The sequence below is a fragment of the Brevibacillus panacihumi genome, assembly GCF_003710985.1.
In the GTDB taxonomy this organism is placed as follows: domain Bacteria; phylum Bacillota; class Bacilli; order Brevibacillales; family Brevibacillaceae; genus Brevibacillus; species Brevibacillus panacihumi.
This window is the reverse complement of record NZ_RHHT01000005.1, coordinates 86503-111163: the sequence shown is the minus strand read 5'-3', so window position 1 is coordinate 111163 and position 24661 is coordinate 86503. Positions and strand designations below refer to the sequence as shown.

Annotated in this window: 25 protein-coding genes; 3 read left to right on the top strand and 22 right to left on the bottom strand. The window is 51.8% G+C overall.

Annotation, left to right across the window (positions count from 1 at the left end; translation table 11 throughout):
• Positions 1 to 491 precede the first annotated feature (491 nt).
• From EDM58_RS04770 to EDM58_RS04755, 4 genes are all read right to left on the bottom strand, one after another.
• Complete coding sequence (locus tag EDM58_RS04770) at positions 492 to 2012, bottom strand: AAA family ATPase (RefSeq protein WP_122912339.1); 1521 nt, start codon at positions 2010 to 2012, stop codon at positions 492 to 494.
• On the bottom strand, positions 2005 to 2532 hold the full coding sequence (locus tag EDM58_RS04765; protein WP_122912338.1) for a hypothetical protein: 528 nt from the start codon (positions 2530 to 2532) through the stop codon (positions 2005 to 2007). Before EDM58_RS04765 ends, EDM58_RS04770 begins: the two co-directional genes overlap by 8 nt.
• 163 nt (positions 2533 to 2695) lie before the next feature.
• Positions 2696 to 3175, bottom strand: a complete 480-nt coding sequence (locus tag EDM58_RS04760) for a cell wall elongation regulator TseB-like domain-containing protein (protein WP_122912337.1) — start codon at positions 3173 to 3175, stop codon at positions 2696 to 2698.
• A 29-nt stretch (positions 3176 to 3204) separates the two neighbouring features.
• Positions 3205 to 3903 (bottom strand): hypothetical protein, encoded by a 699-nt coding sequence (locus EDM58_RS04755; protein WP_122912336.1) that lies wholly within the window; start codon positions 3901 to 3903, stop codon positions 3205 to 3207.
• 136 nt (positions 3904 to 4039) lie between these two features.
• On the opposite strand from EDM58_RS04755, the gene EDM58_RS25620 reads away from it, so the two are divergent.
• Positions 4040 to 4201, top strand: coding sequence for a hypothetical protein (locus EDM58_RS25620; protein WP_171819346.1), 162 nt, complete (start codon positions 4040 to 4042; stop codon positions 4199 to 4201).
• A gap of 88 nt (positions 4202 to 4289) precedes the next feature.
• On the opposite strand, the gene EDM58_RS04750 is transcribed toward EDM58_RS25620, so the two are convergent.
• The 15 genes from EDM58_RS04750 to EDM58_RS04680 all read right to left on the bottom strand — a co-directional run bounded on the left by EDM58_RS04750 (position 4290) and on the right by EDM58_RS04680 (position 19910).
• Positions 4290 to 5588, bottom strand: a complete 1299-nt coding sequence (locus EDM58_RS04750; RefSeq protein WP_122912335.1) for an amidohydrolase — start codon at positions 5586 to 5588, stop codon at positions 4290 to 4292.
• A 16-nt stretch (positions 5589 to 5604) separates the two neighbouring features.
• Complete coding sequence (locus EDM58_RS04745) at positions 5605 to 6228, bottom strand: redox-sensing transcriptional repressor Rex (RefSeq protein WP_122912334.1); 624 nt, start codon at positions 6226 to 6228, stop codon at positions 5605 to 5607.
• A 20-nt stretch (positions 6229 to 6248) separates the two neighbouring features.
• A complete protein-coding gene (locus tag EDM58_RS04740; protein WP_122912333.1) occupies positions 6249 to 7157 on the bottom strand; it encodes a ComEC/Rec2 family competence protein in 909 nt (302 codons plus the stop codon).
• 41 nt (positions 7158 to 7198) lie between these two features.
• Positions 7199 to 10099 carry an ATP-dependent DNA helicase DinG gene (dinG, locus tag EDM58_RS04735; protein ID WP_122912332.1) on the bottom strand — a complete coding sequence of 967 codons (2901 nt, stop codon included), beginning with the start codon at positions 10097 to 10099 and terminating at the stop codon, positions 7199 to 7201.
• A gap of 94 nt (positions 10100 to 10193) precedes the next feature.
• The gene (locus tag EDM58_RS04730) at positions 10194 to 11645 is read right to left on the bottom strand and encodes a tetratricopeptide repeat protein (RefSeq protein ID WP_122912331.1); all 1452 of its coding nucleotides are present in this window, start codon (positions 11643 to 11645) and stop codon (positions 10194 to 10196) included.
• An 89-nt stretch (positions 11646 to 11734) separates the two neighbouring features.
• Complete coding sequence (gene panD, locus EDM58_RS04725; protein ID WP_023554388.1) at positions 11735 to 12118, bottom strand: aspartate 1-decarboxylase; 384 nt, start codon at positions 12116 to 12118, stop codon at positions 11735 to 11737.
• A 36-nt stretch (positions 12119 to 12154) separates the two neighbouring features.
• Positions 12155 to 13015 carry a pantoate--beta-alanine ligase gene (gene panC, locus EDM58_RS04720; protein ID WP_122912330.1) on the bottom strand — a complete coding sequence of 287 codons (861 nt, stop codon included), beginning with the start codon at positions 13013 to 13015 and terminating at the stop codon, positions 12155 to 12157.
• Entirely contained in the window at positions 13012 to 13875 is an 864-nt protein-coding gene (gene panB, locus EDM58_RS04715) for a 3-methyl-2-oxobutanoate hydroxymethyltransferase (protein WP_122912329.1), read from the bottom strand. The genes panC and panB overlap by 4 nt, the downstream gene beginning before the upstream one ends.
• A gap of 295 nt (positions 13876 to 14170) precedes the next feature.
• Positions 14171 to 15154 (bottom strand): biotin--[acetyl-CoA-carboxylase] ligase, encoded by a 984-nt coding sequence (locus EDM58_RS04710; protein WP_122912328.1) that lies wholly within the window; start codon positions 15152 to 15154, stop codon positions 14171 to 14173.
• A complete protein-coding gene (locus tag EDM58_RS04705) occupies positions 15144 to 16367 on the bottom strand; it encodes a CCA tRNA nucleotidyltransferase (protein ID WP_122912327.1) in 1224 nt (407 codons plus the stop codon). Before EDM58_RS04705 ends, EDM58_RS04710 begins: the two co-directional genes overlap by 11 nt.
• Before the next feature lie 138 nt (positions 16368 to 16505).
• Entirely contained in the window at positions 16506 to 17639 is a 1134-nt protein-coding gene (gene bshA / locus EDM58_RS04700; protein WP_122912326.1) for an N-acetyl-alpha-D-glucosaminyl L-malate synthase BshA, read from the bottom strand.
• Positions 17640 to 17658: 19 nt separating this feature from the next.
• A complete protein-coding gene (bshB1, locus tag EDM58_RS04695) occupies positions 17659 to 18354 on the bottom strand; it encodes a bacillithiol biosynthesis deacetylase BshB1 (protein ID WP_122912325.1) in 696 nt (231 codons plus the stop codon).
• A 7-nt stretch (positions 18355 to 18361) separates the two neighbouring features.
• Positions 18362 to 18769, bottom strand: a complete 408-nt coding sequence (locus tag EDM58_RS04690) for a methylglyoxal synthase (protein ID WP_122912324.1) — start codon at positions 18767 to 18769, stop codon at positions 18362 to 18364.
• A gap of 47 nt (positions 18770 to 18816) precedes the next feature.
• Positions 18817 to 19569 (bottom strand): 4-hydroxy-tetrahydrodipicolinate reductase, encoded by a 753-nt coding sequence (gene dapB, locus EDM58_RS04685; protein ID WP_122912323.1) that lies wholly within the window; start codon positions 19567 to 19569, stop codon positions 18817 to 18819.
• Positions 19569 to 19910 carry a nucleotide pyrophosphohydrolase gene (locus EDM58_RS04680; RefSeq protein WP_122912322.1) on the bottom strand — a complete coding sequence of 114 codons (342 nt, stop codon included), beginning with the start codon at positions 19908 to 19910 and terminating at the stop codon, positions 19569 to 19571. Before EDM58_RS04680 ends, dapB begins: the two co-directional genes overlap by 1 nt.
• Positions 19911 to 20134: 224 nt before the next feature.
• On the opposite strand from EDM58_RS04680, the gene EDM58_RS04675 reads away from it, so the two are divergent.
• Together EDM58_RS04675 and EDM58_RS04670 are read left to right on the top strand one after the other, a co-directional pair.
• A complete protein-coding gene (locus EDM58_RS04675) occupies positions 20135 to 21289 on the top strand; it encodes an MFS transporter (protein ID WP_122912321.1) in 1155 nt (384 codons plus the stop codon).
• A gap of 102 nt (positions 21290 to 21391) precedes the next feature.
• Positions 21392 to 22249 carry a YitT family protein gene (locus EDM58_RS04670; RefSeq protein ID WP_122912320.1) on the top strand — a complete coding sequence of 286 codons (858 nt, stop codon included), beginning with the start codon at positions 21392 to 21394 and terminating at the stop codon, positions 22247 to 22249.
• Positions 22250 to 22309: 60 nt separating this feature from the next.
• Here the strand turns inward: EDM58_RS04670 and EDM58_RS04665 are convergent, their stop codons facing one another.
• The 3 genes from EDM58_RS04665 to EDM58_RS04655 all read right to left on the bottom strand — a co-directional run bounded on the left by EDM58_RS04665 (position 22310) and on the right by EDM58_RS04655 (position 24639).
• Positions 22310 to 23125 carry a sporulation protein YpjB gene (locus EDM58_RS04665; protein WP_122912319.1) on the bottom strand — a complete coding sequence of 272 codons (816 nt, stop codon included), beginning with the start codon at positions 23123 to 23125 and terminating at the stop codon, positions 22310 to 22312.
• A 50-nt stretch (positions 23126 to 23175) separates the two neighbouring features.
• Positions 23176 to 23775 (bottom strand): DUF1405 domain-containing protein, encoded by a 600-nt coding sequence (locus EDM58_RS04660; RefSeq protein WP_122912318.1) that lies wholly within the window; start codon positions 23773 to 23775, stop codon positions 23176 to 23178.
• A 72-nt stretch (positions 23776 to 23847) separates the two neighbouring features.
• Complete coding sequence (locus tag EDM58_RS04655) at positions 23848 to 24639, bottom strand: menaquinol-cytochrome c reductase cytochrome b/c subunit (RefSeq protein ID WP_122912317.1); 792 nt, start codon at positions 24637 to 24639, stop codon at positions 23848 to 23850.
• Positions 24640 to 24661 lie beyond the last annotated feature (22 nt).

Here is a 24661-nt window from a genome sequence, read left to right as displayed (position 1 = left end):
AACCCCTCCGACTCCCTCTCTGCCATCCACCACTTCCCTTACGGTTATAGGTTTCCGTTTTACGCTCCTGACGGGGCGTGCAGAGTAGGGACTCCCCAGTTCCGTTAACTACTTTCTCAACATACCGCTCCCCATACCCCGAGGGATTCATAGGTGCTGTATTCCAAGTTCTCCACACCGTCCTTGGCCTTCGCCCATATGAAACAAGCTCGGCTTCCCTTTGTCCACCTCTCGGTGGTCTTTCTTAACGAGGCTGCAGGATTCACTTTATGTTACGGCCTGCTGATTTGCTCGCACTCTTTCGAGTTACTTTGTCACAGGGCTTCAACCTTAGGATTTCTCCACCAGTTGCCTGTCAGCTACGAGGTGACTTGGCTCCTGCCTCGGTTGGACTTTCACCAACTAGCAATTAACGGCTTGCTGGGCACGCTCCATACAAAAAAACTGCTTAACCAGCATCTATGCTGGAAAGCAGTTTCCTCATGCGGCGTTTAGACCGCAACATGTTTGCGTTCAGGAGCATACTGCGCAAGCAAGGCCCGAAATTCGTCTCCCTGCAGAACTTCTGAGTCCATCAAAGTCTGCAAGCTGTTGATGAAGACCGGATCATACTGGCCCAATACCTCGCGAGTTTTGCCGAGCAGTGTTTCCAAGAGATGCTCGACTTCTTCATGCACCCGATTTTTATCGACGTATTGAAGATGTACGATGCCCAAGCGGGACATCCCGCTCTGTACGATCTCCTGTGCCATGTTCAGGGCTTGTTCAAAGTCGTTCTTGGAGCCTGTACTGCGGCCACCATAGTAGATTTCCTCGGCGACGGCGCCGCCTAAACATACCATGATCTGTTTTTCCATCGCATCCTTGGTGTACAGATACCGATCTTCCATGGGATTCTGCCGTACGTATCCCAACGCCTTTCCGCGCGGACTCAGCGTGACCTGGGAAACCGAACCCGGGCGTACGATTTCACTTACGATGGCATGACCCAACTCATGAAGTGCGACCCGTTTTTTCTCTTCGAGTGATGCTTCCCGGTCCACTTTTTCCCCCATCATCACCTTGTCCACGGCATAGCCGAAGTGGCGGGCCGCGATCATCTCATTGCCTTCGCGCATGGCGTAGATGGCGGCTTCGTTGGCGACACTCTCCAGTTGAGCACCGGAAAAGCCAAACGTTTCCTGCGCGATTTTCTCCAGGACCACGTCCGAACCGAGCGGCTTGTTCGCCGTATGAATCGTCAAAATCTGTTCGCGGGCGGGCTTGTCCGGCAAGTCCACACTGATGTGACGGTCGAAACGTCCCGGTCTGAGCAGGGCTGCATCCAGCATGTCCTTTCGGTTGGTCGCAGCCATGACAAGTACACGCGGCTTGTCACTGGTAGCTACCCCGTCCATCTCGGTCAACAACTGGTTGAGAGTCTGATCGTACTCGCGCTGCTGCTGACCGTCCCTTTTTCCCCCGATGACGTCAATCTCATCGATGAAAATAATCGCGCTGTCCTGGCCGTTTTTCTCCGCCATCGCTTTGACATCTCGAAACAGCTCACGTACACGCTGAGCACCGACACCAACGTACATCTCGACGAATTGGGAGCCGGAAGCCGCAACGAAAGCGGAATTCGTGTAATTGGCCGCCGCTTTCGCCATCAGGGTTTTTCCGGTACCCGGAGGGCCTGTGAGGAGTACACCCTTTAGCGGACGAATGCCGTATTGCTCAATCTTGTCCTTGTATACCAGAAAGTCGAGTGCTTCCTTCAATTCCTTTTTGGCCCGCTCTTGTCCGCCAATGTCGGCAAACTGCACGTTTGATCGGGGAATCACATGCTTTTTCTGCTTGCCTTTGCCGCCAAGAGCCACGTTGCCGCCCTTTCCGCCCTGATGGCGTTGAAGCATGAAAAAGATAACCCCTAGCACGATCGCCAAGAGCAAGAACGGGGTGACATTGATACCAAGGAACAACAGGAAGATCAGGATACCCGCAATGACACCTATCGCCCATTCCTTATGCATGTGCCGTCACCTCTTTTTCCTCGGAGCGGGGGACGATCGCATAAAAATCCTCCGTCCCTTTTTTCATATAAATATAAATGTTCGCATCATCCATCAATGCAGAAACCTCGTCCAACTGATGACTGTTCTTCCACTCATTCACCAGTTGCGGAATGCGGCTGTACTGATGCAGATCCATCGCTTCTGTAAAAACAAACTGGCCGCTTTGCCAGATGTCTTCCATCGACTCGGATTTGTTGCCGACCCGAATCACCACTTGCTTTTCTCCTGCCAATTTGCTGGCTGTATCCATCAATTCCCGATATTCTTGCGGGAATACATCGGGTTTTGTAACGGTAAGATCTATTTGGATTTTATCTCTGCCAATTTCCAGGTTGTTCAGTGTTGCAGATTGCAACTGGCCGATTTCCCCACGGAGCGGCGACTCCACTTCGAGTTTTTGATACAGAAACCATGCCCCAAAAAGAAGAGTCAGCGTCGCCAGCAAAGATAAACCTATTGTCGATTTCCGCCATTGCAAAGCTTTCTCCCCCCTACGATTCATCTCTCTTAGTAACGCTTACAAGTATATCACACAAGCATATCCATTTTTCCATGTAGATGTTGGATAGCATGCCAAAGAAAAAGAGCAGCCGTACAGGATTCAACCCTGCTCGACTGCTCTGTGCCGTTGTTTTCTTCATTCAGGCTGGCGAAAGGACATAGCTCGTCAACAGTTCGCCAGTATAAAGATTGAAATGCAAATAGTGAAAGCGTCCGTCCTGATCCTCCATCGTGACCTCCCAAAAACGCTGCTCCCCATCCATCCCCGGGACGATGCGGGTGATCTGGGACTGAGGGTAGCTTTTTTTCACCGCTTCCTCAACGCTTTTCTTGGGAACGGCCAGGTCGAGCCGATCCATGACGGCATGTTCTTCCGTCAGCCATGCGATGACCGGAGTTCCCGCCTGGTTTTTGCCTGTCACGACAGCATAGCTCTGTTTGCCGCGGTATTCATCGATTTCCTCAATCTCCTGAATGGTGGTCCGTTTTGAAACCCACTGGCGAACCTGCGATTCAAAATCATTCCTCTCCTGAATCACTGAGGATGCCAAATGATATGCCCATCCGACAACGAAGACAAGAAGAGCGGCGATGATACCTATTATCCATCGAACTACCACAAGCCATAAACTCCTTTACTGAAATACCGCTACAATCGAAAACGAAGCTGGTCCCGCTTTTCTCCTGCTGGAGTTTGAAGCTGCAGATCGATCTCCAACTGACGCACGAGTCCGGACTGCTCATCGTACCAGAGCTGATACTCGACCGCAATCTGGTTTGCCAGCTCTGGTGAAAGGTCCTTGACGGGAAAGGATGGTCCCAGCCATAAGTCCAGAAGACTGGTGACTTCCTGGGACGGCACGGTAATTCGATACCCCTTCCAGCCTTCTCCGCTGGGGTCGGATACCGGTGCAGCCTTGACGGACGACAGTACGCCTTTTAAAAGCTCTGCATGCTCATGCGGGGTGAAAAGCGCATAAGGCAGTGCAGCATCATCTTGCTTTTCTCCATCGATCTGGACTGTAACAGGCTGGTTTAGATCACGTGAGATCTCCAGCTTATGCCCCCCGATTTCACCTGTCAACTGAAAGCGTTCCTGCTCGTAGCGGCCATTCAAAGCGCTCTCCTTCATGTACACAATAAACGAACGTTCTTTCGCATCTGTCAATTGATCCAGCAGTGCCTTCAAAGCAATCTGCTCCGTGTAGCCCTTTTCAGCAGGCTTCTGGATTTCGGGCGCTATCTCGACCTCTTGCCGGTTTCCTGCAGCCCCCAGCGCCATGCCGACAAGGAAAAGGATCAAAAAGGCGGGCAAACACCACCACAACAGTTTGGGTCGGATGTACATATCCCCTTCCCCCCTGTCCCGTTTTTTGTGTAAGCCTATGCTATACGGGAAGGTTTTAGAACGGGACGGAAATCTTGCTACTCATAGCATGAGGGGCGACGGTCATACTAGGTTTACACCCGAAGGAGGTGAGCGCGTGAAATGGTCGCAACGAACCACATCTCCTGATGTATTAGGGTTTCTGTTACAGGAATACCGCGTCTCCTGGGCAGCTTTATCCTCGCCGCTGCGCAACCTGACTCACACACCCACACTGCATTTTCGCCACCGGTCCCTGACAGAACTGTGGCGAAAGTGAGCACGGTATTACAGCTTCAACAAATTCCCCTACCTACACCTACTTATTGGCACTCCTGCCCCACACCTGGCAGGAGTATTCTTTCTCATTATCGCTTCAACTGCTGGAACAAGCGGTTGGCTTCAAAGATGGCTTTTTCCTCATCGATGGTCAGCAGCTCGCGGTTGCGCATCAGGAACGTGCCCGCAACAATGGTGTCCTTCACATCACGGCCATTTGCGGCGTACACGACGTGGGAGACTGGTTCATGAGCCGGATGGAAATGCGCTTGATGACTGTCAAGGACGATTAAATCGGCTTGCTTTCCAACCTCGATGGAACCAAGCGAATCCGCTTGGAAAACACCGTCCGCACCTAGAATCGTTGCCATGCGCAAGGCTGTATCCGCAGGCACAGCGACAGGATCGTTGTTTACTCCCTTGTGCAGAATCGCCGCAAGCCTCAACTCCTCAAACAAGTTCAGGTTGTTGTTGCTCGCCGAGCTGTCAGTCCCCAGGGAGACGCTGACGCCTTTTGCAAGCATTTTCGGAACGGGTGCGACACCGCTTGCCAGCTTCAGATTGCTGATCACATTGTGCGAGACTTTTACTTGGTATTTTGCCAAGACATCGATCTCTTCATCCGTCAAATGAACCGCATGAGCCAACAAGGTCGGACGAGAAAACATCCCCAGCTTTTCCAGATGCGCCACAGGGCGCAGGCCGTAATCCCGTTCATTTTGCGCGACTTCAAATGCAGTTTCTGACATATGGATATGGAGCGGCACCGAAAGCTCGTCCGCTTTTTCTATAATTTGTGTGATAAATTCTGGCGAGCAGGTATATGGTGCATGAGGAGCCATCATGGTCGTGATGCGTCCATCTGCCTGGTTGTTCCAGTCTTTTGCAAATCTTGTGGCATCCTTCAGCTTGATCTGGCGCTCTTCTTCCGAGCACAGCCCGATCATGCCGCGGCACAGTCTGGCCCGCATGCCGGCAGCGTCAACGGCTTTTGCCACCTCATCCATGTGATCGTACATATCGACAAAAGTGGTAGTCCCTGTACGGATCATCTCAATCAGGGAAAGATGTGTCCCCCATTTGACATGGTCTGCCGTAAACTGGGCTTCGAGCGGCCACATTTTTTCTTCCAGCCATTGCTGCAGGGGCAGATCATCCGCATACCCGCGAAGCAAAGACATGCCAGCGTGTCCGTGGGTATTGATCAAGCCTGGCAGGACGTAATCTCCCTTTTGGTCCAATACCTCATCATAGCCTGACAAATCCTCTGGCGTCGGGCCGACATACGTGATTTTTCCGTCTTCAAACGCAACCGCGCCATCCAGAATGACTTCATTGTTCTCATTCACTGTGATAACCGTCGCGTGAACCAAAATTGTCTTTTTCATACGTACACTCCGTTCTCTATGTCAGGTAATAGGCCAAGCTCTGCAGGTTGGACGTCACATCTGCATAATGGACCCGCACATCTTTGGGGACGCGAATGGTAGTCGGGGCAAAATTCAGGATACCCTTGATCCCCGCCTGGATCAATTGATCGCATACCGCTTGGGCAGCAGTCGCCGGGATGGTCATGATCGCCAGCTTGATGTTCTGGGCTTGTATCGTCTTGGCCATCTCTTCCATCGGTTGGATCAGGAGCCCTGCGACTTCCTTGCCCCATTTCTGCGGATCGTTGTCGAAGATGGCGGCGATCCTCATATTGTCTTTCATATACGCGTTGTAATTGCTGATAGCATGTCCCAGGTGGCCCGCTCCGACGAGCACCACTCGGACTTCTTCGGTGAGCTTCAAAATTTGGCGAATGTTCTCCACCAGATAATTGACATCATAGCCGATCCCTTTTTTGCCGAAATCTCCGAACGCGGCCAAGTCTTTTCGTATTTGCGCCGGATTTACGTCCAAATTCATCCCCATTTGCTGGGAGGATACGGTCGTAACATTCACTTGCTGCAAATAGGAGAGGTACCGAAGATAGATCGGCAAGCGACGTACGACCGCTTCCGAAATCTTTTCATGTTTTGCCACGTACGGTCTATCCCCCTTCTTTACTGCTGCTTCAAGACACGATACTCCTTGCCATTCGACAAGATGGTGATCGTGCCGTCCTGGCCGGTCACATAGGTCTCCGCCCATGACTCGCCAAGCCTCTCCAGCACTTCTGTCTGAGAGTCTTTCATCTGGTCACGCGATTTTCCTGTCTGGATGATCGCAATCTGGGGATCCACCTTTGTCAAAAAAGGGTGAGAGGAACCCTGATTGCTCCCTTGGTCTCCCACTTTCAGAACAGCAGCCTGCAAATCTTCCGGATGGCGCTCCAGAAGCCGTTCTTCTGCCTGCTCATTGATTCCGCTTGTAAACAAAAAACGCAATTGGTCTTGCTGCAGCGAAAAAACAAGTGAATTGTTTTGGGGCGACAAAAACAACGGTTCATTGGGCGATAATGCCTTCATGGAAACAGTCTCATCAAGCGAAAGAACTTCACTTTCTGCCAATGCCAGCCGCTTCTGGTCCGGACGAAGGGAAGTGGCGTGACGAATCACGTTCTCGATCAGCTTCGGCAAGACCAGCATATCCACTTGCAAGTTATTGGCGAGTAGCGGATAACCGCCTGATTGTTCCGGCTGGTCGCTGGTGAGAATGACGTAATCCAATCGCGTCAGTTTGCGTTCGAGCAATTTCTCCTGCAATACCGGCCAGTCTTCCTCGCTGCCGGTATCGATCAGGACGGTCTTGGCATCCGGCTGCGGCAAGCGAACCAACGTGCTCTCCCCATGCGGAAGGGCGAAGTAAGTAACCACCATGCCGGTAAAATCCCGCTCGTCTTCAATCGCGAACGGATCATCGATTTTGATGACCTCTTGCTGAAACAGATGGCTGTCAATCGACGCACAGCTGGACATCAGCATCACGCTTAGAACAAGGGACAAGCACGTCCATCCCGTTTTCCCTACCATGTATTTTATCACCTAAATCCTTGCGAGACTATCGATTCATTTTATGAGTCTGACAAGGGTAGCATGCCCAAAAAGGCGGGAATCTGCTGGCGAAGCGTCGGCCAAGGTCCGCTTTCGATTTGAAAAGGCGGCAAGGATTGTAAAAAAGTGCGGCCGTAGCGGGACTCGACAATGCGTGTATCAAATACCACCACAACTCCGCGATCGAGATGATGACGAATCAATCTCCCGACACCTTGTTTGAACTGTATAACGGCTTGGGGGAGGGCGATCGACATGAAGGCATTTTTTCCCTCAGCCTTCAGCAATTCAGCCCTGCCCTGGTAAACCGGATGGTGAGGCGGAGTAAAAGGCAACCGTACGATCACCAGACAGCTCAAGGCTTCTCCCGGTATATCCACACCTTCCCAGAAGCTGCTGGTTCCGAAGAGAACGCTGCGCTCCATCGTCTGAAAAAGGTGGATCAGCTTGCTGCGATTATTGCTGTCAATCCCCTGTCCATGCAGCAAATAAGGGACTTCTTCGTCAGCCAACCGTTCTTTCATTGCCTGGTACACGTAACGAAGCATCGAATGGGAGGTAAACAGCAGCATCGTCCTTCCCTGCGCTGCCAAAACGACGTCCAGACAGCCTTGTACGATCGCATCCAGATACCCCTGCTCGTTTTCTTTTCCCGGCAGTGGAAAATCCGATGGGATCAACAGCATTCCTTGCTCCTCATAGTGAAACGGCGAGGGCAGAACCAGAGTGCGAACGCGCTCCTCCGGCAGCAAATCCAAGCCAAAACGACTCAGGCAGTAGGAGAAGCTGTTCTTCACGGTCAAGGTGGCTGAAGTCAGGATCACGCTTCGTTTCTCGGCGAAAAAAGGCTCCGCCAACGCCTCGGAAACCCGGAGCAGCGCTGCTGAGAAGTGCACCTGCTTTCGCGCCATCCGGGACTCTACTTCCATCCAGTAGACGTATTGCGGATCTTGCTCCAACAGGAAGAAGTGCAGTCCTTCCATGCCCTGCTGCCATTCCTGCATCAGACCATTCAGATCGGTCCGCAGGCTGCGCAGGGAGAAAGAGGGCTTCTCCTCTTTGTTCAACAGGCGCCAAAGTTGGTCCCATAATTTGGCAACCGCTCCCATCTCGTCGATGATCTTGCGGGTTTCCCTTTTGATCCGTTCGCTTTTCCCGGTAAACATCTCACTCCGGTAACGAACTGTTTCCCGGCCTGCATCTGTGGTTTCTTCTGCCCGTCTGGACGCCCAATCATACACATACGTCGTCCACTTCTGCACGCGTTCTCGCAGCGGGGAGATTTCCTTGCCCATCTCTGCAAGCAAGTTCTCTCCCATCTCCTTGGTCTCAGGAAAGGATACAGCCAATTCTTCCACGTAACGATGCAGCAAGCTGCCCGAATCCACAGCGGCGCGGTCCAGTAAAAATAAAAGCTCCGTGGTCGACAAATGCTTGCCAAGATGCTGTGTCGCAGCTTCCTCCAGGTGATGTGCCTCGTCAATGATCGCCACCTCATAGGGCGGCAGGATGCGATTTTCCGCCTGCATGTCGCTGATCAGCAGGGCGTGGTTGACGATGATGACATCTACTTCCCTTGCGCGTTCCTTTGCCTGGAAATAATAACAGCGGCTAAACCACGGACAGGCCCGATTCAGGCAAGATCCCGTGTCGCTTTTCACTTGCTGCCAAAAAAGCTGGCCTGCCGCCGGCAAGCTCAATTCTTCCACATCACCGGTCCCGGTTTGCGTCAGCCAGGTGAGCATTTGTCCTTTGACCAAGCGGAGCTCCTGACTGCTTCCCTCAATCGGCTCCTCAAGCGCTTGTTCAAATTTTCGCAAACAGAGGTAATTGCCTCTCCCCTTGAGCGTAGCGGCCGTGACCGGGAAAGGCAGCGCTTCCTGCAAGGCGGCCATTTCCTTGTGAAACAGCTGTTCCTGCAGTTGAATGGTGTTCGTGCTTACAACAAGCTGCTGCTGGTTCTGCTTCGCCCAAATCACTCCTGGCAAGAGATACCCCAGAGATTTCCCAGTTCCGGTACCCGCTTCCACCAAGAGATGAACCCCTTCGGATATCGCCGAAAAGACAGCATGCATCATCGCTTCCTGTGCATCCCGGCGCTGATAGGACGGAATATTGTGAAGCAATCTGCCCTGTTCCCCGATAGTGTTTTCCAGCAGCTCCTCGAAGCTCTCCTCCACTGTCTGCTTGCGGTCCGTTGGTTTCAACGAGGCCTCCAGCTTCTCTTCCCGCTTGTACAACGCCAATTGGCGGTACACATCCCACATCTGCTCGTCTTTTCCTGCGCCCTGTTCCTCAAGCTCAGGTAATGCAGCCAGCTTCTCCATTTCCAGATGACGAAGCAAAACATGAATGTCGGAGCGAAAGGATGAGACCAGCATGTGCAATCTTTGGATCGTCACCAGCGGCAAAGCCCGCAGAACCTCGACCAGATGCAGATACAGCTTGGCTGTCGCTTCAGCGTCACTGTCCGCCTGGTGAGGACGTTCGTGGACAATTCCGAGATCAACGGTAAGCTCTCCCAGCCTGTAGCTGTTCTGCATCGGCAGCAGCAGGCGGGCCAGCTCGACTGTATCAAGCACATAGCCGTCAAACGTATAATAGCCCTGACTCAGCAGGGCTTCTTGTAAAAATTGGAGATCAAAATAGGCATTGTGGGCGACGAAGGCACGTCCCTCCAGCATGCGCAAAAAACGGGGAAACACTTCCTCCAGGGTGGGAGCATCTTTCACCATCTCATCCGTAATCCCGGTCAACTGCGTGATGAAAGGCGGGATTTCCATTTCCGGATTGATCAGGCTGGAAAAGCTGTCCACAATCGCGCCATCCTCAATCGCGACAGCGCCGATTTGGATGATTTGATCACCCTGGCGCGGGTTGCTTCCCGTGGTTTCAAAATCTACAACGAGTAATCGATTCAAAACATTAGTCACCTCGTAACCTAAAGCAGAGCTTAAGAAAAACAGCTCTCCTCACATTCGGCAACGACGGGGAAACTTCCTGCCGAAAAGCCTTCTATGAATTCAAAAGCTCGTTAAACTGGGTTGCTTTTCCCTGTTTGCTGGCACAAAGCTGCAGATAGAGGGGGATCTCCTGAAGCCATCCGCTGTTTGGCTCAGCCCGTTTCAGGTATTGCTCAGCCAAGAGCCACTCTTCTTCCCCCATCGCCAATCTGCCCAAATGAAAATAGCCAAGGGATTGGATATAAGGCCGCTCATCCGTTATAAAGGACTTCGCCAACTGCTTCGCAGCCTGAATATCTCCGCTTTTTTCGTACGCCGAAATCATCCCGGATTGGGCAAGCCGGTTTGTCCTTTCCTTTTCCAGTATACGGCGAAAAGCTTTCACTGAAGCCTCAATGTCCCCGTCGAACAAACGCATCCAACCAAGGCTGAACAACAAGTCAACCTGATCCGGTGCAAGAGAGATCGCCTTTTTCATCAAGGTTGCCGCTCGTCTGGTACCGGTAATCAACCACGTATGCCAGGCAAGCCCATGCCAAGCCCAGCCTTCTTTCGGGAAGCGCTCGGTCAAAAAATGATAGCAGATTTGCGCCCGGTGATGATTCCCGACCGCTTCGTACAGCGCAGCCATTTCCTGCAGCGTCTCACTATCCAGATCCCGGGTAGGCAAACGCAGGGAGGCCGGGGGTTCCAGTTCCGCCGTTTCGTCCATTTCCTGTAGTTGTTTTGCCGCGCGCAGCCAAAGCATCTGCGCTTCCCAGTCATGTTCATGCGCATCCAGATACTTGACGCTCTCGTCGATTGCTTCCTGCGCATCTCCATCACGGTAATAGCACAGGGCGAGATTGAAGCGGGCGTCCGGCTGGTCTGGTTTGGCTTCCAATGCCGCTTTAAATGCCTGTGCCGCTTCCAGCCATTGCTCTTCCTCTGCCAGCATGCATCCTAGAGCATTATAACTGATCGACACGACGTTGGGCGAGCTGGCAGACTTGCATAAGAGCCGAAATTCACGCATTGCCTCTCCCTTGTCATCGCAAAACAAGAGGCTGTACGCATAGTAGAGGCGGCCCGTCTCCCAGTCCGGCGCTGCAGCTACCAATTCAGAAAAGCATCGCTTCGCGTCAGGGTACATCCGCAGATGATAAAATCCTTCTCCGCGTCGAAACAAATGCTCGTAAGCGTGCACATGTTCTTCCGTCCCGTTGTTGTCGTGCTCCGCTTCCTTTGCTTCCTTTTTCAATTCTTGCTGCAATTCCTTCAGCTCCGCCCCCTGCTCTCCTTGATCAGATGAGCCTTGTCCCTCCCATTGCTTCACGTGACGAATCGTATGGGAAAGCCTTTCTTCGAATTGCAGCCATAAATCTACGACTCTGTCGCTGACCTGGCGCAGGTAAAACAATTGATCCGCCAGCTCCAAGCGTTCCTGCTCTGTCGCTTTCGGCCATTTTTGTTCGATGGTTTCCGCTCTATTGCGCAAACCTTGAAACCAATCCTCGATCTTCATGCAAAAGCCACCCCCTGTGAGGCGTAAGTACTCTCATTGTCTCACAAGGCGGTGGGCTCTATGCAGACAGCCTGGATGCGCAGGATCCGTTACAGGACCGTCGCATGCACCTCTTCGGCGATCAGTTGCTTGATTTTGTTGTTCTCGTCCATAATGGCGACCCGCGGAGTGTAGGTACGGGCTTCTTCATCTGTCATCATGGCATAGGCGATGATGATGACGATATCCCCTTCCTGGACAAGGCGGGCTGCTGCGCCGTTCAGGCAGATGACGCCACTCCCGGGAGCTCCCTCTATCACATAGGTCTCCAATCTTGCGCCATTGTTGTTGTTGACAATTTGCACCTTTTCGTTCGGGAGTATATCCAGAGCATCCAGCAAATCTTTATCAATCGTAATGCTTCCGACATAGTTCAGATTGGCTTCTGTGACGGTAGCGCGGTGAATTTTGGCTTTCATCATGGTGCGAAACATGTTTTTCCTCCTCAAGTCATGGATCCACTCTTGTTCTTACAGGGTCCCGATCCAGTTGTCGATCAGGCGGGTTTTGCCGAAGCGCACCGCCAGCGCCAGAATCAGCGTAGTGCCAGGGACCGCATGATCAAGCGGCTCCAGCTCAGGGTAGCTCAAAATCTCGACATATTCGATGGCAGCCAAGGGCTTTTCGCTGATGATGTCCATGACGCGCCCACGGACTTCCCCGATCGACACTCCTTCACGGAGCCATTTTTCCGCCAGCGTAAGCGAATGGGACAAGACAATCGCCTGCTCGCGCTCCTCGGGCGTCAAATAAACATTGCGAGAGCTCATTGCCAACCCGTCTGCCTCGCGAATGATCGGGCATGGCACGATTTGGACCGGAACATTGAGGTCTTGGACCATCTGTGTGACCACTGCCACCTGTTGCGCGTCCTTTTGACCAAAAAAAGCGTAATCGGGCTGTACGATCTGGAACAGCTTCATCACGACTGTAGCTACTCCGTCAAAATGGCCTGGACGCGATCTCCCGCACAGGGGATTCGTCACATTCGATACGGAAATATTGGTCAGGATCTTGCGCGGATACATCTCACTGACTTCCGGTGTAAACAGCATGTCTACCCCCGCTTGATCCGCCAGTGCGCGGTCCCGCTCCAAATCGCGCGGATACCGGTCAAAGTCCTCGTTGGGACCGAATTGCAAGGGATTGACGAAAATGCTCATGACGACTACATCGCATGTTTCCCTGGCCGCCTTCACCAGGCTGAGATGGCCTTCATGCAAGTAGCCCATGGTTGGAACAATGCCGATGCGCTTTCCTTGCATTCTCGCCGCTTGTATTTGATCTCGCATTTCTGCGACGGTGTTTATCTGTTGCAGCGTCTTAATCATGGCTTTGACACTCCTTCGCCGTACAACTGTTGTATCGTCTCCTCCGTCGCATGAAATACATGCTCCGGCGCAGGAAAAGCACGCGCTTCCACCTCTTGGACATAGGAAGCGACAGCGGCTCGAATTTGTTCCCCGATGTCTGTATAACGTTTCACAAATCGGGGAGTAAGTTGTGAAGCGTACCCCACCAAATCGTGGAAGACGAGGACTTGTCCGTCACAGTGAACCCCTGCTCCAATGCCGATGACAGGAATGCTCAATTTGCTGGCGATCTGGGCTGCCACTTCTTCCGGAACTGCTTCCAGAACGAGCGCAAAGACGCCCGCCTCCTGCAAGGCAAACGCGTCCGACAACAAGCGCTTTGCCGCCTGCAGATCCCGTCCCTGCACTTTGTAGCCGCCAAGCTGATGAACGGCCTGCGGCGTCAAGCCGATATGGCCGACGACGGGGATGCCAGCTTGCACGCAGCGAATGACAATCGGCACGATTTCATTGCCGCCTTCCATTTTTACCGCTTTGGCCAAGCCTTCCTGCATCAATCTTCCGGCATTTTTCACGGCTTCCTCAACGGTTCCGTGATAGCTGAGAAAAGGGAGATCCGCGACGACCAGTGCACGTTTTGCCGCCCTGGTCACAGCTTTTGTGTGATGAATCATGTCTTCCATCGTCACCGGGACTGTCGAGTCGTATCCGAGTACAACCATCCCAAGTGAATCTCCCACTAAAATCATGTCTACCCCTGCTTCTTCTACTAACTTGGCGGTTGGGTAGTCATATGCTGTAATCATGGTGACCGGTATCCCTGTCTCTTTCTTTTTACGGATAAAAGCTGTCGTTACCGGTTTCGTGCTCTCTGCCATTTCTTTCACCTCTGTACGTGCCAAAAGCCTGGGCTGTCCTGGAACGTAAAAAACCTTCTCACGCCGAATACGGGAGAAGGTTGTCCATACATAAGAGACATCTTGCGTCTGAAAGGATTCCTTCTGTCTCGGTCCACACAGGCTCTGAGCAGATCTTAGTCCATAAGCTTGTAAGTATCACTATTCTCAATCAACAAGTTCTTTACTCGAAAAGAATTTTCCCTCGAGCAAGTCTTTCATTCGGAGTGCCGTTCAGTATGATACAGCCTCCACTTTTTGGAGTATAACAGAAAATTTAATGATTTGCACGATAATTGACGTCTGCCGAATAGACTTTGTGTACGTGTCCGGACTCGTCCCGCACCAGCAGCACTCCGGCTTCATCCAGGCCTATCGCTTTCCCATCCAGTTTTTGGGAAACAGTTTGTACGCTGACGTCCCGACCGATGGTATAGGAATGGGCCTCCCAGTTTTCCTTGATCTGCTGAAAGCCATCCTGCAGGAAATGGTCGTACCAAGATTCAAATATGCGGCAGAACCGCTGGATCAGACGAATGCGGTTAACAGGCTGCCCGGCCTCGATCCTCAGCGATGTGGCGATCTGTGCCAATTCCTCCGGAAAGTCGGTGCTGACGCTGTTTACATTGATTCCGATCCCGATCACCAGATAATGGACCCGGTCCGACTCGGCATGAAGCTCTGTCAGGATGCCGCATACCTTTTTGTCCCCGATGAAAATATCATTGGGCCATTTGATCTTGACCGGCAGTCCAGTCTCTTCGCGTATGCTCTGCGCTACACAGACAGCTGTCAAAAGAGTCATCTGCGGTGTCTTGGGCAGCGGGATCACAGGTCTTACGATCAAACTCATCCAGATCCCGGACCCCTTTGGCGAATGCCAGGGGCGGCCCAAACGCCCTTTTCCCCCCGTTTGCAGCTCTGCCAGCACCAAAGTGCCTTCCGGAGCGCCTTTAGTCGCAGCATCATGCGCGAGCGGTTGTGTCGAGATAACCTCGTCATAGGCGAAGACCTGCTGTCCGATTCGCTGGGTACCCAAGCCCGCCGTCACTTCAGCGGCAGACAAGCGATCTGGAGCTGCCACCAGCCGATACCCGGATTTGCGGACGGCTTCTACCTCATAACCGTCGCGGCGAAGCTCCTCCATATGCTTCCACACCGCAGTACGAGAACAACCGCACATCTGGCTCAATTCCTCTCCCGATATGAAACGATCTGGCTGATCGTGAAAGGCCTGCAGTATGACCTGTTTAATATTCATTGCGTGCCACCTCATTTTTTGCCGCTGCGATCAGTGCCTCAGGCGTGTTTGGCAAACCCTCAAATGCTGTTTGATGCAAAAGGCTTACCAGAACCCGACCAATCCACTCACCTTTATGCTTTTTCAATGCCACCTGAAGATCATAGCCCGTCACTGCCAGCTCCTTGGTGCTTTTGACAGGCAGGCTGTCGAATACCCGCCGAAGCGCCTCCGTGTCTACCTGCTCGCGCCGCTGCCACCAGATGGCAAGCAACAAGCTGTTTACCTCCTGACTTATCTCCAAACCTGCATCCAGTATGAGCGTACGCCACTCGATGTCTTTGGGGACATCCCACTCGGGACGAATTTTCTCAAGCCATCCCAACAGGGTCAGCAAACCCTCGCTCTCTCGCTTGGACATTTTCAACTGGGTCGCAACCTGCTTCACCTCGGATAGCGTATACTCTGCCGCGTAAAAGAGAAGCGCCCATTTTTGCACCAGTTCCTGTACAAGAGGAAGCCTCCACGCTTGTTTGGACCCAAGCTGAAAAAGCCTCTCCAACAGCGGTGAGGAAACAAAGAGACCTGCCTCGCAAAGAAGCTGACACCCCCATTGCGGTGCAGCACTGGCCAGCATCTTGTTCACTTCCTCACGCACTCTCTCTACAGCAATATGAGCCAGCAGAGGAGCCGTTTGTTGCATCGCTGCCATCGTCTTGCCTTCTATCTCAAAAGAAAGCTGGGCTGCAAACCGGACCGCACGAAGCAAACGAAGCGCGTCTTCCCGGAAGCGTTCGACAGCCACTCCGACGGCACGGATTTGCTTCTTTTTCAAATCCTCTTGACCGTGAAAGGGATCGTGCAGCCTGCGGTGGCGGTCCATCGCCATCGCATTGATCGTAAAATCACGCCGCTGAAGATCCAGCCGCAGCTCCGAGACAAACTGGACGGTGCTCGGCCTGCGATAATCCTCGTACTTGCCCTCTGTCCGATACGTCGTCACTTCAAAGAACATACCTTCCAGCCTGACACTGACGGTCCCGTGCTTGAGACCCGTCAAGACATGATCGGGAAATATGGCCATGACGTCGCCAGGATGGGCATTCGTACATATATCTATATCATGCACGGTGCGATGCAAGAGCCAGTCGCGGACGCAACCCCCGACAAAATACGCTTCGTATCCGTTCTTTTCAAGCGTCTGCAGGATTCGTAACGCTATCTCGTACACCACTGTGGATTTCCTCCCGTTTTTGCATGACATTCCCGATCCTCATTACGAAAAGGAGGCATCTTGCATGAGAATGTTGTATGGCCTGTTTATCCTGATTTCCAAGCTTCATCAATACGCCAAAGAAGCCTGGCAGCGTCCCTAATTATGCAGCTGGCTGATTCCGAGAAGCTGTTCGTACAAAGCCTCATACTGCGAGGCGATTTTTTCATGGCAAAACGTATCATTCGATCGTTCGATACCGTTGCGCGAGTGCATCTGATACAATTCCTCATCCTTCAAAAGCCGGATTGCTGCCTCTGCCATCCCGTCGACATCCCCGATCGGCCGTAAAAACCCGCACACGCCATCCAGGACCACCTCGGGCAATCCCCCTGCATCAGAGGTGACAGCGGGCACCCCGCACGCCATTGCTTCCAGTGCGACCAGTCCGAAGCTTTCTTTCGCGGATGGCAGAAGCATCACATCGGCGAGAGAGAGAACTTCTGCTACGTCATCCTGTTTTCCCAGAAAGCACACATCTTGAGTCAAATCCTGCTCGGCTATCATGTTGCGGACGAGCCCCATCTCAGGCCCTTCCCCGATCAGGATCAGTCGGGACGCCACTTCCTTGCGCACCTTGGCAAAAATCCGGATCACATCCGGGACGCGTTTGACTGGGCGAAAATTGGAGATATGCATAAGAATTTTTTCGCCATTTGGCGCAAACTTCTTTTTCAGCGCACTCACTTCTTTGGGATAGTAACGCCGCTTGTCGACGAAGTTATAGACGGGCACAATCTCTTTTTCCACGTGCAAAAGCTGTTTTGTCTGGCGGATCAGATCGCTGGATACTGCCGTGACGAGATCGCTTCGTTCAATGCCGAAGCGAATCATGTCGCTGAGATTGGAATCGTAGCCCAGGACTGTAATATCCGTGCCATGCAGGGTCGTGACGATCTTCAGATGATCCCCGACCATTTGCTTGGCGAGAAAAGCACACAAAGCATGCGGTACAGCATAGTGAACATGGAGCAAATCCAGATTCTCATTTTTGGCCACCTGCGCCATCCGGTTCGCCAACGTCAAATCATACGGTGGATATTTAAATACATCATAATTGTTCACATCTACTTCATGATAAAAAATATTGGGGTGGAAGGCTCCCAACCGAAACGGCATGCCAGACGTAATAAAATGGACCTGGTGTCCGCGTTCAGCCAAGAGCTTGCCCAATTCGGTAGCCACTACCCCAGAACCGCCCAATGACGGATAACAGGTAATCCCGATCTTCATACCAGGATGTCACTCCTTCTTACAGGTTCGCCACTACAAATGGCGTCGCACACATAAATCCCTCCGCGTAGCGCACCCCTGCTTGTTGTCCAAACAGCCGTTCCCGGTACTCCACTGATTCGAGATATCCATTGGTCAGCGGTGTCGCGACACTGCCTTCCTCCATTTCAAATTGACTTTTGTAACAGCGAAGCACTTCCATTTTCTCTTCATAGACTGCCGTGATGTCTACCACGATCTGCGGTGTTACTGTCGAATTAATGAAGTAATAATGCAATTGCGCAGGCCGATACGCAGGATGCCTGTCGTCCGGCTGGTACTTGCGGATGCCGCTGGAAAAAACAGCTTCGCGAACGATCCGGCTGACACTTTCGTGGTCTGGATGGCGATCCTGGAAATACGGTGCCAGGACGACGCGGGGGCGCGTCTGCCGGATCAGCTCGACGATGCGGCTGATTGCCTGCTCCCGTACCGGCTCCAGTCCTCTGTCGGGAAATCCGAAATTGTAACGCGCCGCCACTCCCAGCAGGCGGTCTGCTGCTGCTGCCTCCTGCTGTCTGCGCTCCACATCGCCATTCGACGACAGCTCTGCGTATGTCAAATCCAGGATGCCTACCCGCTTCCCTTGCTTGGCGGCCAGCAAGAGACTGCCAGCCGCCCCGATCTCCACATCGTCGGGATGAGCACCAATTGCCAATATATCCAATGAACTCATTGTCTGTTCATTCCTTCTCCTCATGAATGATTTCCCGCCAGTTCAGTTCCCCTCGCTCCAATGCACGCAGCAAGATCTCTGCCGTCCCCAGATTGGTGGCGAATGGAATCTTGTGCACATCACAAAGCCGCAGCAGTGCAATAATATCCGGTTCATGCGGTTGAGCGGTCAACGGATCGCGCAGAAAAATGATCAGATCCATCTCGTTCTGGGCGATTTTCGCACCGATCTGCTGGTCTCCTCCCAAGGGGCCGGAGAGACATCGCGTGATCGACAAGGAGGTGGCCTCCATGATCCGCTTGCCGGTCGTGCCCGTCGCAAACAATTCATGCTCGGATAAAATGGCTTCATAGGCAAGAGCGAGCTGGACGATCTCTTCTTTCATGCGGTCATGGGCGATTAAAGCAATTTTCACACTACCCTCTCCCTTTTCTCCTGACAAAATTTCCGTTAAACAATTGTTTAATCGATAAGATGCTCCAATCCATACAGGAATCCGTTCATATTCATCACGGCTTTAATTGCCATATTGACCCCTGGCATGAAAGACTCGCGATTGATTGAATCGTGACGGATAGAAAGAGTCTGACCGGTGGCGCCGAACAGTACTTCCTGATGGGCGACCATCCCCGGCAAGCGCACGCTGTGGATGCGGAAACCGTCGTATTCGGCTCCGCGAGCTCCTGGAATCGTCTCTTTTTCCTCCGGGTGGCCTTGTTTGATCTCTTCGCGCACAGCCGCAATCATCTCGGCTGTTTTCAAAGCGGTCCCGCTCGGCGCATCCAGCTTTCGGTCATGGTGAAGCTCGATGATTTCGACATGCGGCATGTACTTGGCCGCCATCGCTGCAAACTTCATGCACAAAATCGCCCCGATCGCAAAGTTCGGCGCGACAATACAGCCCAATCCTGCTTCGCCAAATCGTCTGGTCATCTCCTGGATCTCATCCTGGCTAAGTCCGGTAGTTCCCACGACAGGACGAATCCCGTGCTGCAAACAAATTTCCAAGTGGCGGTATACGCTATGGGGAGTCGTGAAGTCGACCAACACATCCGGCTTCATCTCTTCAATCCTGGCTCGGATGACCTCATCTTCGCCTCTCGTATCCAAGGCTCCTACGTACAACAATTGCTTGTCCTGTCCCAGCATGGTGACAACTTCCTGTCCCATACGTCCGTTTGCACCTGCTACTGCTACTCGAATTTGTTGTTCCATTACTCTGTCTCCTCTATTTTCGTCCAGCGATCTTTATCTCTTGTATTAAATTTGTGCATGATGCGGTCGAAGGCCTCCTGCAAGTCGATTCCCAGGGAATTGGCGAAGCACAGGACGATAAAAAACACATCGCCCAGCTCCTCTTCCACGGTTTTCTCGCCTTCATCCGATTTCTTCGGTTTTTCCCCGTAATGGTGATTGATTTCTCTCGCCAATTCGCCGACCTCTTCCGACATGCGAGCCATCATGGCCAAGGGAGAAAAATAGCCTTCCTTAAACTGCGATATGTATTGATCCACTTCCTGTTGAATCTCCTGCAACGTTTTCTTTTTCTGTTCCATAGGCCACTCCTCTTCTATCAGAAACATCCTTTCACTTATCGTAACTGAAAAGCCCTGGTTTGCCAAATTTGAAATCGCGATGCGGTGCATAAAAGCGCATGTCGCTGCATCGATAAAATAGATAGGAAAATCTTGACAAGGCTTGCTCTCCATGCTTAAATAAGTTGCGGTAATTTTTATACATTTTTGTTTTTAATATATAGTTAATGGGAGTGTGAGCATGAATGAAACCGCTTTTCACGAAGTCTTTTGTCAGTTTGACGCTCTCAATGTTCTTTTTATCTACAGGGTTTTATTTCCTTTTGCCGACGATGCCCCTCTACATCAAGGAACTTGGCGGCAACGAGTCACAGGTTGGACTGGTTATTGGCCTTTTCACGATTGCAGCGGTAATCATCAGACCGATCGTCGGAAGCTTGCTTGACCAAATCGGCCGAAAATCTTTCATTATATGGGGACTCTCTCTGTTTGCCATTACGATGTACTCGTACACTTGGGCCAGCAGCATTCTCTTGTTACTGATATTTCGGGTGCTTCACGGCATTAGCTGGGCTTTTGCCTCAACTGCCATTGCAACTGCGGTTACAGACACCATTCCTGAACAGCGACGCGGTGAAGGCATGGGGTGGTTCGGTCTGTCTGGGACACTCGCAATGGCGATCGGGCCCCTCTTGGGAGTGTGGTTGATCACAGAGCAGTCATTTGCAGGCACTTTTCTTGTGGCTACGCTGCTTGTATTGATCGCCTTGGTCGGGAGCTCGATGGTAAAAATGCCTTTTCAGAAAAGTTCGTATACCGGGCGAATGAGACTTTTTGAGAAAGCGCTGCTCCCGATTACCTTCACTGTCTTTTTCCTTGCTTTTGTCTACGGGGGAATTGTCACCTTCATTCCCCTTTTCTCTACATCGGTTCAGGTCAATCCCGGTTTGTTTTTTCTCGTCTATGCCATAGCTCTTACGTTCGTCCGGTTTTTTTCCGGCCGTATCGCAGACCGCTATGGAGAAGCGTATGTGCTTATTCCCGGTCTGCTTGTAACCGTCGCCGCAATGATTACCCTTGCTTCTACCGCTGGACTAACCGGTGTCGTCGCAGGTGCTATTCTTTTCGGTTTTGGCTTTGGTTCAGCCCATCCTGTCTTGCAGGCGGTAGCTCTGAGACTGGTCCGTCCCGATCAAAAAGGAATGGCGAATGCCTCCTTTACGACTGCATTCGATCTTGGACTCGGCATAGGCTCGATCACTCTCGGCTGGATTTCTGAATGGAGTGGCTACTCTGCTCTCTTCCTCGTTGCAGCTGTTTTCGGCGCCGTCTCACTGGCGATTTACCTCCTGACCGCAAAGCAAATGAATCAAAAGCAGGAGTCAGCGCAAGAAGCTTGAGTCTCACCCGTTCATAACTTTATTTTCCTCCGCTATTGTCATATAATGACACTCGAATGAACATTGCCCGCGCCCGTCTCGACGGGTCAACAGGAGGACAAGATGAAATTACGTTTGGACAGCATTATTGCCATTATTGTCGGTACTGCCATTATGGGATTTGGCATTAACTCCTTTAACATCCCCAATCATTTAGCGGAAGGCGGCATTACGGGCATTAGCATTTTGATCAAATTGCTTTTTCCGGCGGTGGACCAGGGGATCGTATTCTTTGCCCTCAACATTCCCCTGTTCATTCTCGGGTGGAAAATCCTTGGCCGCACCTCGTTTATCTATACGATTCTAGGGACTGTTTCCCTGTCGGTCTTCCTGTCCGTGTTTGACAGCGTCCTCCCCTTGCCCATGGATGATCGACTGCTCGCATCGTTGTATGCAGGGGTTGCTGTAGGTATTGGGCTAGGCATTATCTTTCTCTATGGGGGAACCACTGGGGGCGTCGACATTATCGCCCGCATGCTGCAAAAATACTGGGGTGTCAGCATGGGAAGAACCCTTTTTTTCAGCGATATCCTGGTTATCTGTGCATCTCTCATTTACCTCAATCTCGAAAGCGCGATGTACACATTGGTCGCCGTCTTCATTGCCGCTCGGGTCATTGATTTCTTCCAGGACGGCGCTTACGCCGGCAAAGCATTGACCATCATCTCCGACCGCGCAGAAGAGATTTCCAAGCAGATTCTCGAGCTTGGCCGGGGCGTTACGCTTCTCTCCGGAAAAGGGGCCTTCTCCGGCGCCGAGAAGCAGATTGTCTACGTCGTCGTCAGCCGCAATGAAGTGATGCGCTATAAAAATTTCATCCAGGAGATAGACCCTCATGCTTTTCTGATCGTCAATGACGTGCATGAAGTCCTTGGGGAAGGCTTCACCCTCGATGAGAACAAAAAGCCGCTCCATGACTGAACATCTGAATGCAAAAAAACCTTGCCGCCAAAGAGCAAGGTTTTTTTACATTCGTCGTGTTTACGTGGAGTGAAATTCAGCTTCGTATTTGCGGTAGGCTACATACGCGAGTGCGATGATGACAGCTACAGATATGCTGGTCGTGATAACCAGCGGGGAATCGGGCCGCATCATCAAACGTGTAAACGCGCTTTTTTCTCCTCCAACAAAAGCATCCTGCAATTCGCTGTTCAAAACTCGCAAGGATTCGCGTACGATCTGCCAGTCCTTCTCGCCCTTGCGCATTTCCTTGAGAATCTGCTCGTAGGCAGAGGATATGGTCTGCATCTGGGCTTCAGCAAGATGGATGCTCATCGCAGGTTTGAGCGCCAAAAACAAGCGTTGATTCTCCTCAAACTGCACACGAAACGTCTCGAAATCCCGCTCCACTGCAGATAGCTGCAAATTTTGCACCTGCGTCATAAAAGAGGGATAATAGCTGCGCCACATGGGTTGATGATTTTCTCTCAAAGCATCAATAGCGACACGAACGCGGGTTGCATGCCAAAGTATCTGTTCTTCGTTCACGTTCGGGGAATGAATGCTTTGCTTGGCTGCCAGGATAGACTGTGTAACAGCATTCAATGTCTCGATGCGAATCTGGATTGGCAGGTGCTGATTCGGGAAGCGTACAGCCAGCCGCTCGATGCGCTCTTTTGCCCCCTCCAAATCTCCTTTTTTTACGTTCGTCAGCAGTTCCTGTGCGATCTGGTCCAGATCAGCCAATTGCTTCTCTTCCCGTGGTTGGTCCAATCTCATGTACAAGCTGTGAATCGGCCAAGACAGAAAAATGCCAATCAACAGGAAGACCGAAAGATAGCGTAAGTTTTTCCTCAACGCAAAAAACCCTCCTTTCCCTTGTACAGACTATGGAAAGGAGGACAAGATTAGACCTTGTTTCTCGTGAACATCTGGTTGGTAAACCAAATGACCCCTATTGAAAGTAAGCTCAGCATAACCGTGAACAGGCCGACTATTCCGTCATAAGGTTCCAGAACAGAGGGCAGCCATGGATGAATTTTCATGACATAATCCAGAAAATCATTATTCAACGTCCACAGTGCTGCAATCCCAACTGGCAGGATGCTTAATTTGAAAAACCTTGCATACAGGACTGATTCAATCGCCATGCCTGCATGTGAGACCATGAGCATAATATCGGTCCAGCGCAGTTCATTTCCCATGACCCACCCTGCCACGATGATGCATACAGCCCACACGCCATATTTAAAATTGGTAATGCCAGCCAATGCTTCCAGAACAGGAACGTGGCGACCCAACAAATAAGTAAGCAGGACGAGCGTAAACAATCCGCTACCGGTCGGGCTATCCGGGACGAAAGGACGCAAGAATGCAGGGGTTGCTGCCAGTTGATTGCCATACCAGATAAATCCGTATATGGTTCCCAGCAGGTTCACGACCAAGAGCGTCCAAAGAAACCATCTTTTCGTCAAGGATTGCCTAAACCACTCCCATATCCAGATCATGATCATCGTCTCCCGCTGTTTACGCTGAAAGAAAAAGCTGACCGAACGTCAGCCAGCTTTTTCTCTATGAGCTTATTTCAGGCTTGCCAAGTACTCAGCAAGTTTTTGGATTTCTGCATCATCCTTGATCAAACCAGGTGGCATTTGACCTTTACCGTTCTTGATGATGTCGGCAATTTGGGTAGCATCCAGTTCGCTGCCGATTTTTTGCAGGTTAGGTCCCATTCCGCCTTCCATGTTGCCGCCATGGCAACCCATGCAGCTTGCTTGCGCTTTCCAGACTGCATCTGCTTTAAAACTGGAATCTGCAGGAGCTGGTGCCGCAGCAGCTGGAGGCGTGCCGCCACCGCCCTCGCCACCACTCTTGTGTTTCAAGTGGTTCGCTTGATCGTTTGCAGTCCAGGTCAGGTAGAAGATAGCGACCAACGCTGTCAGCATCAGACCAGTTGCTACTGGACGTTTGGATGGACGGCGTTCTTTACCGGTATCCAGCCAAGGAGCCAACATCAGGGCGCCAAAGGCAATACCCGGGATACCAATAATACCGATGACGACCCAGTCTCCGGCAGCCCAAGGATACTTGAGCAACTGATACAGGAACAAGAAGTACCAGTCTGGCAACGGGAGGAAAGAGGTGTCATTCGGGTTTGCTTTGTCAGTCAGTGGCGACGGATGGGATACCGTCAAAATCAAGAAACCGACCAAGCAAACGGCCGCAACCATCCACTCTTTCAACAGGAAGTTCGGCCAGAAAGGCTCGGTTTTTCCCGGAAAGTCAGAGTAGGATGGGGAAATATTAGGGATACGCTTCGCCGATACTCGGGAGTCTCCAACGAAGGTAGCATCTTTATCCTGTTTTGCCATGCTAATTCCTCCTTATGTTATG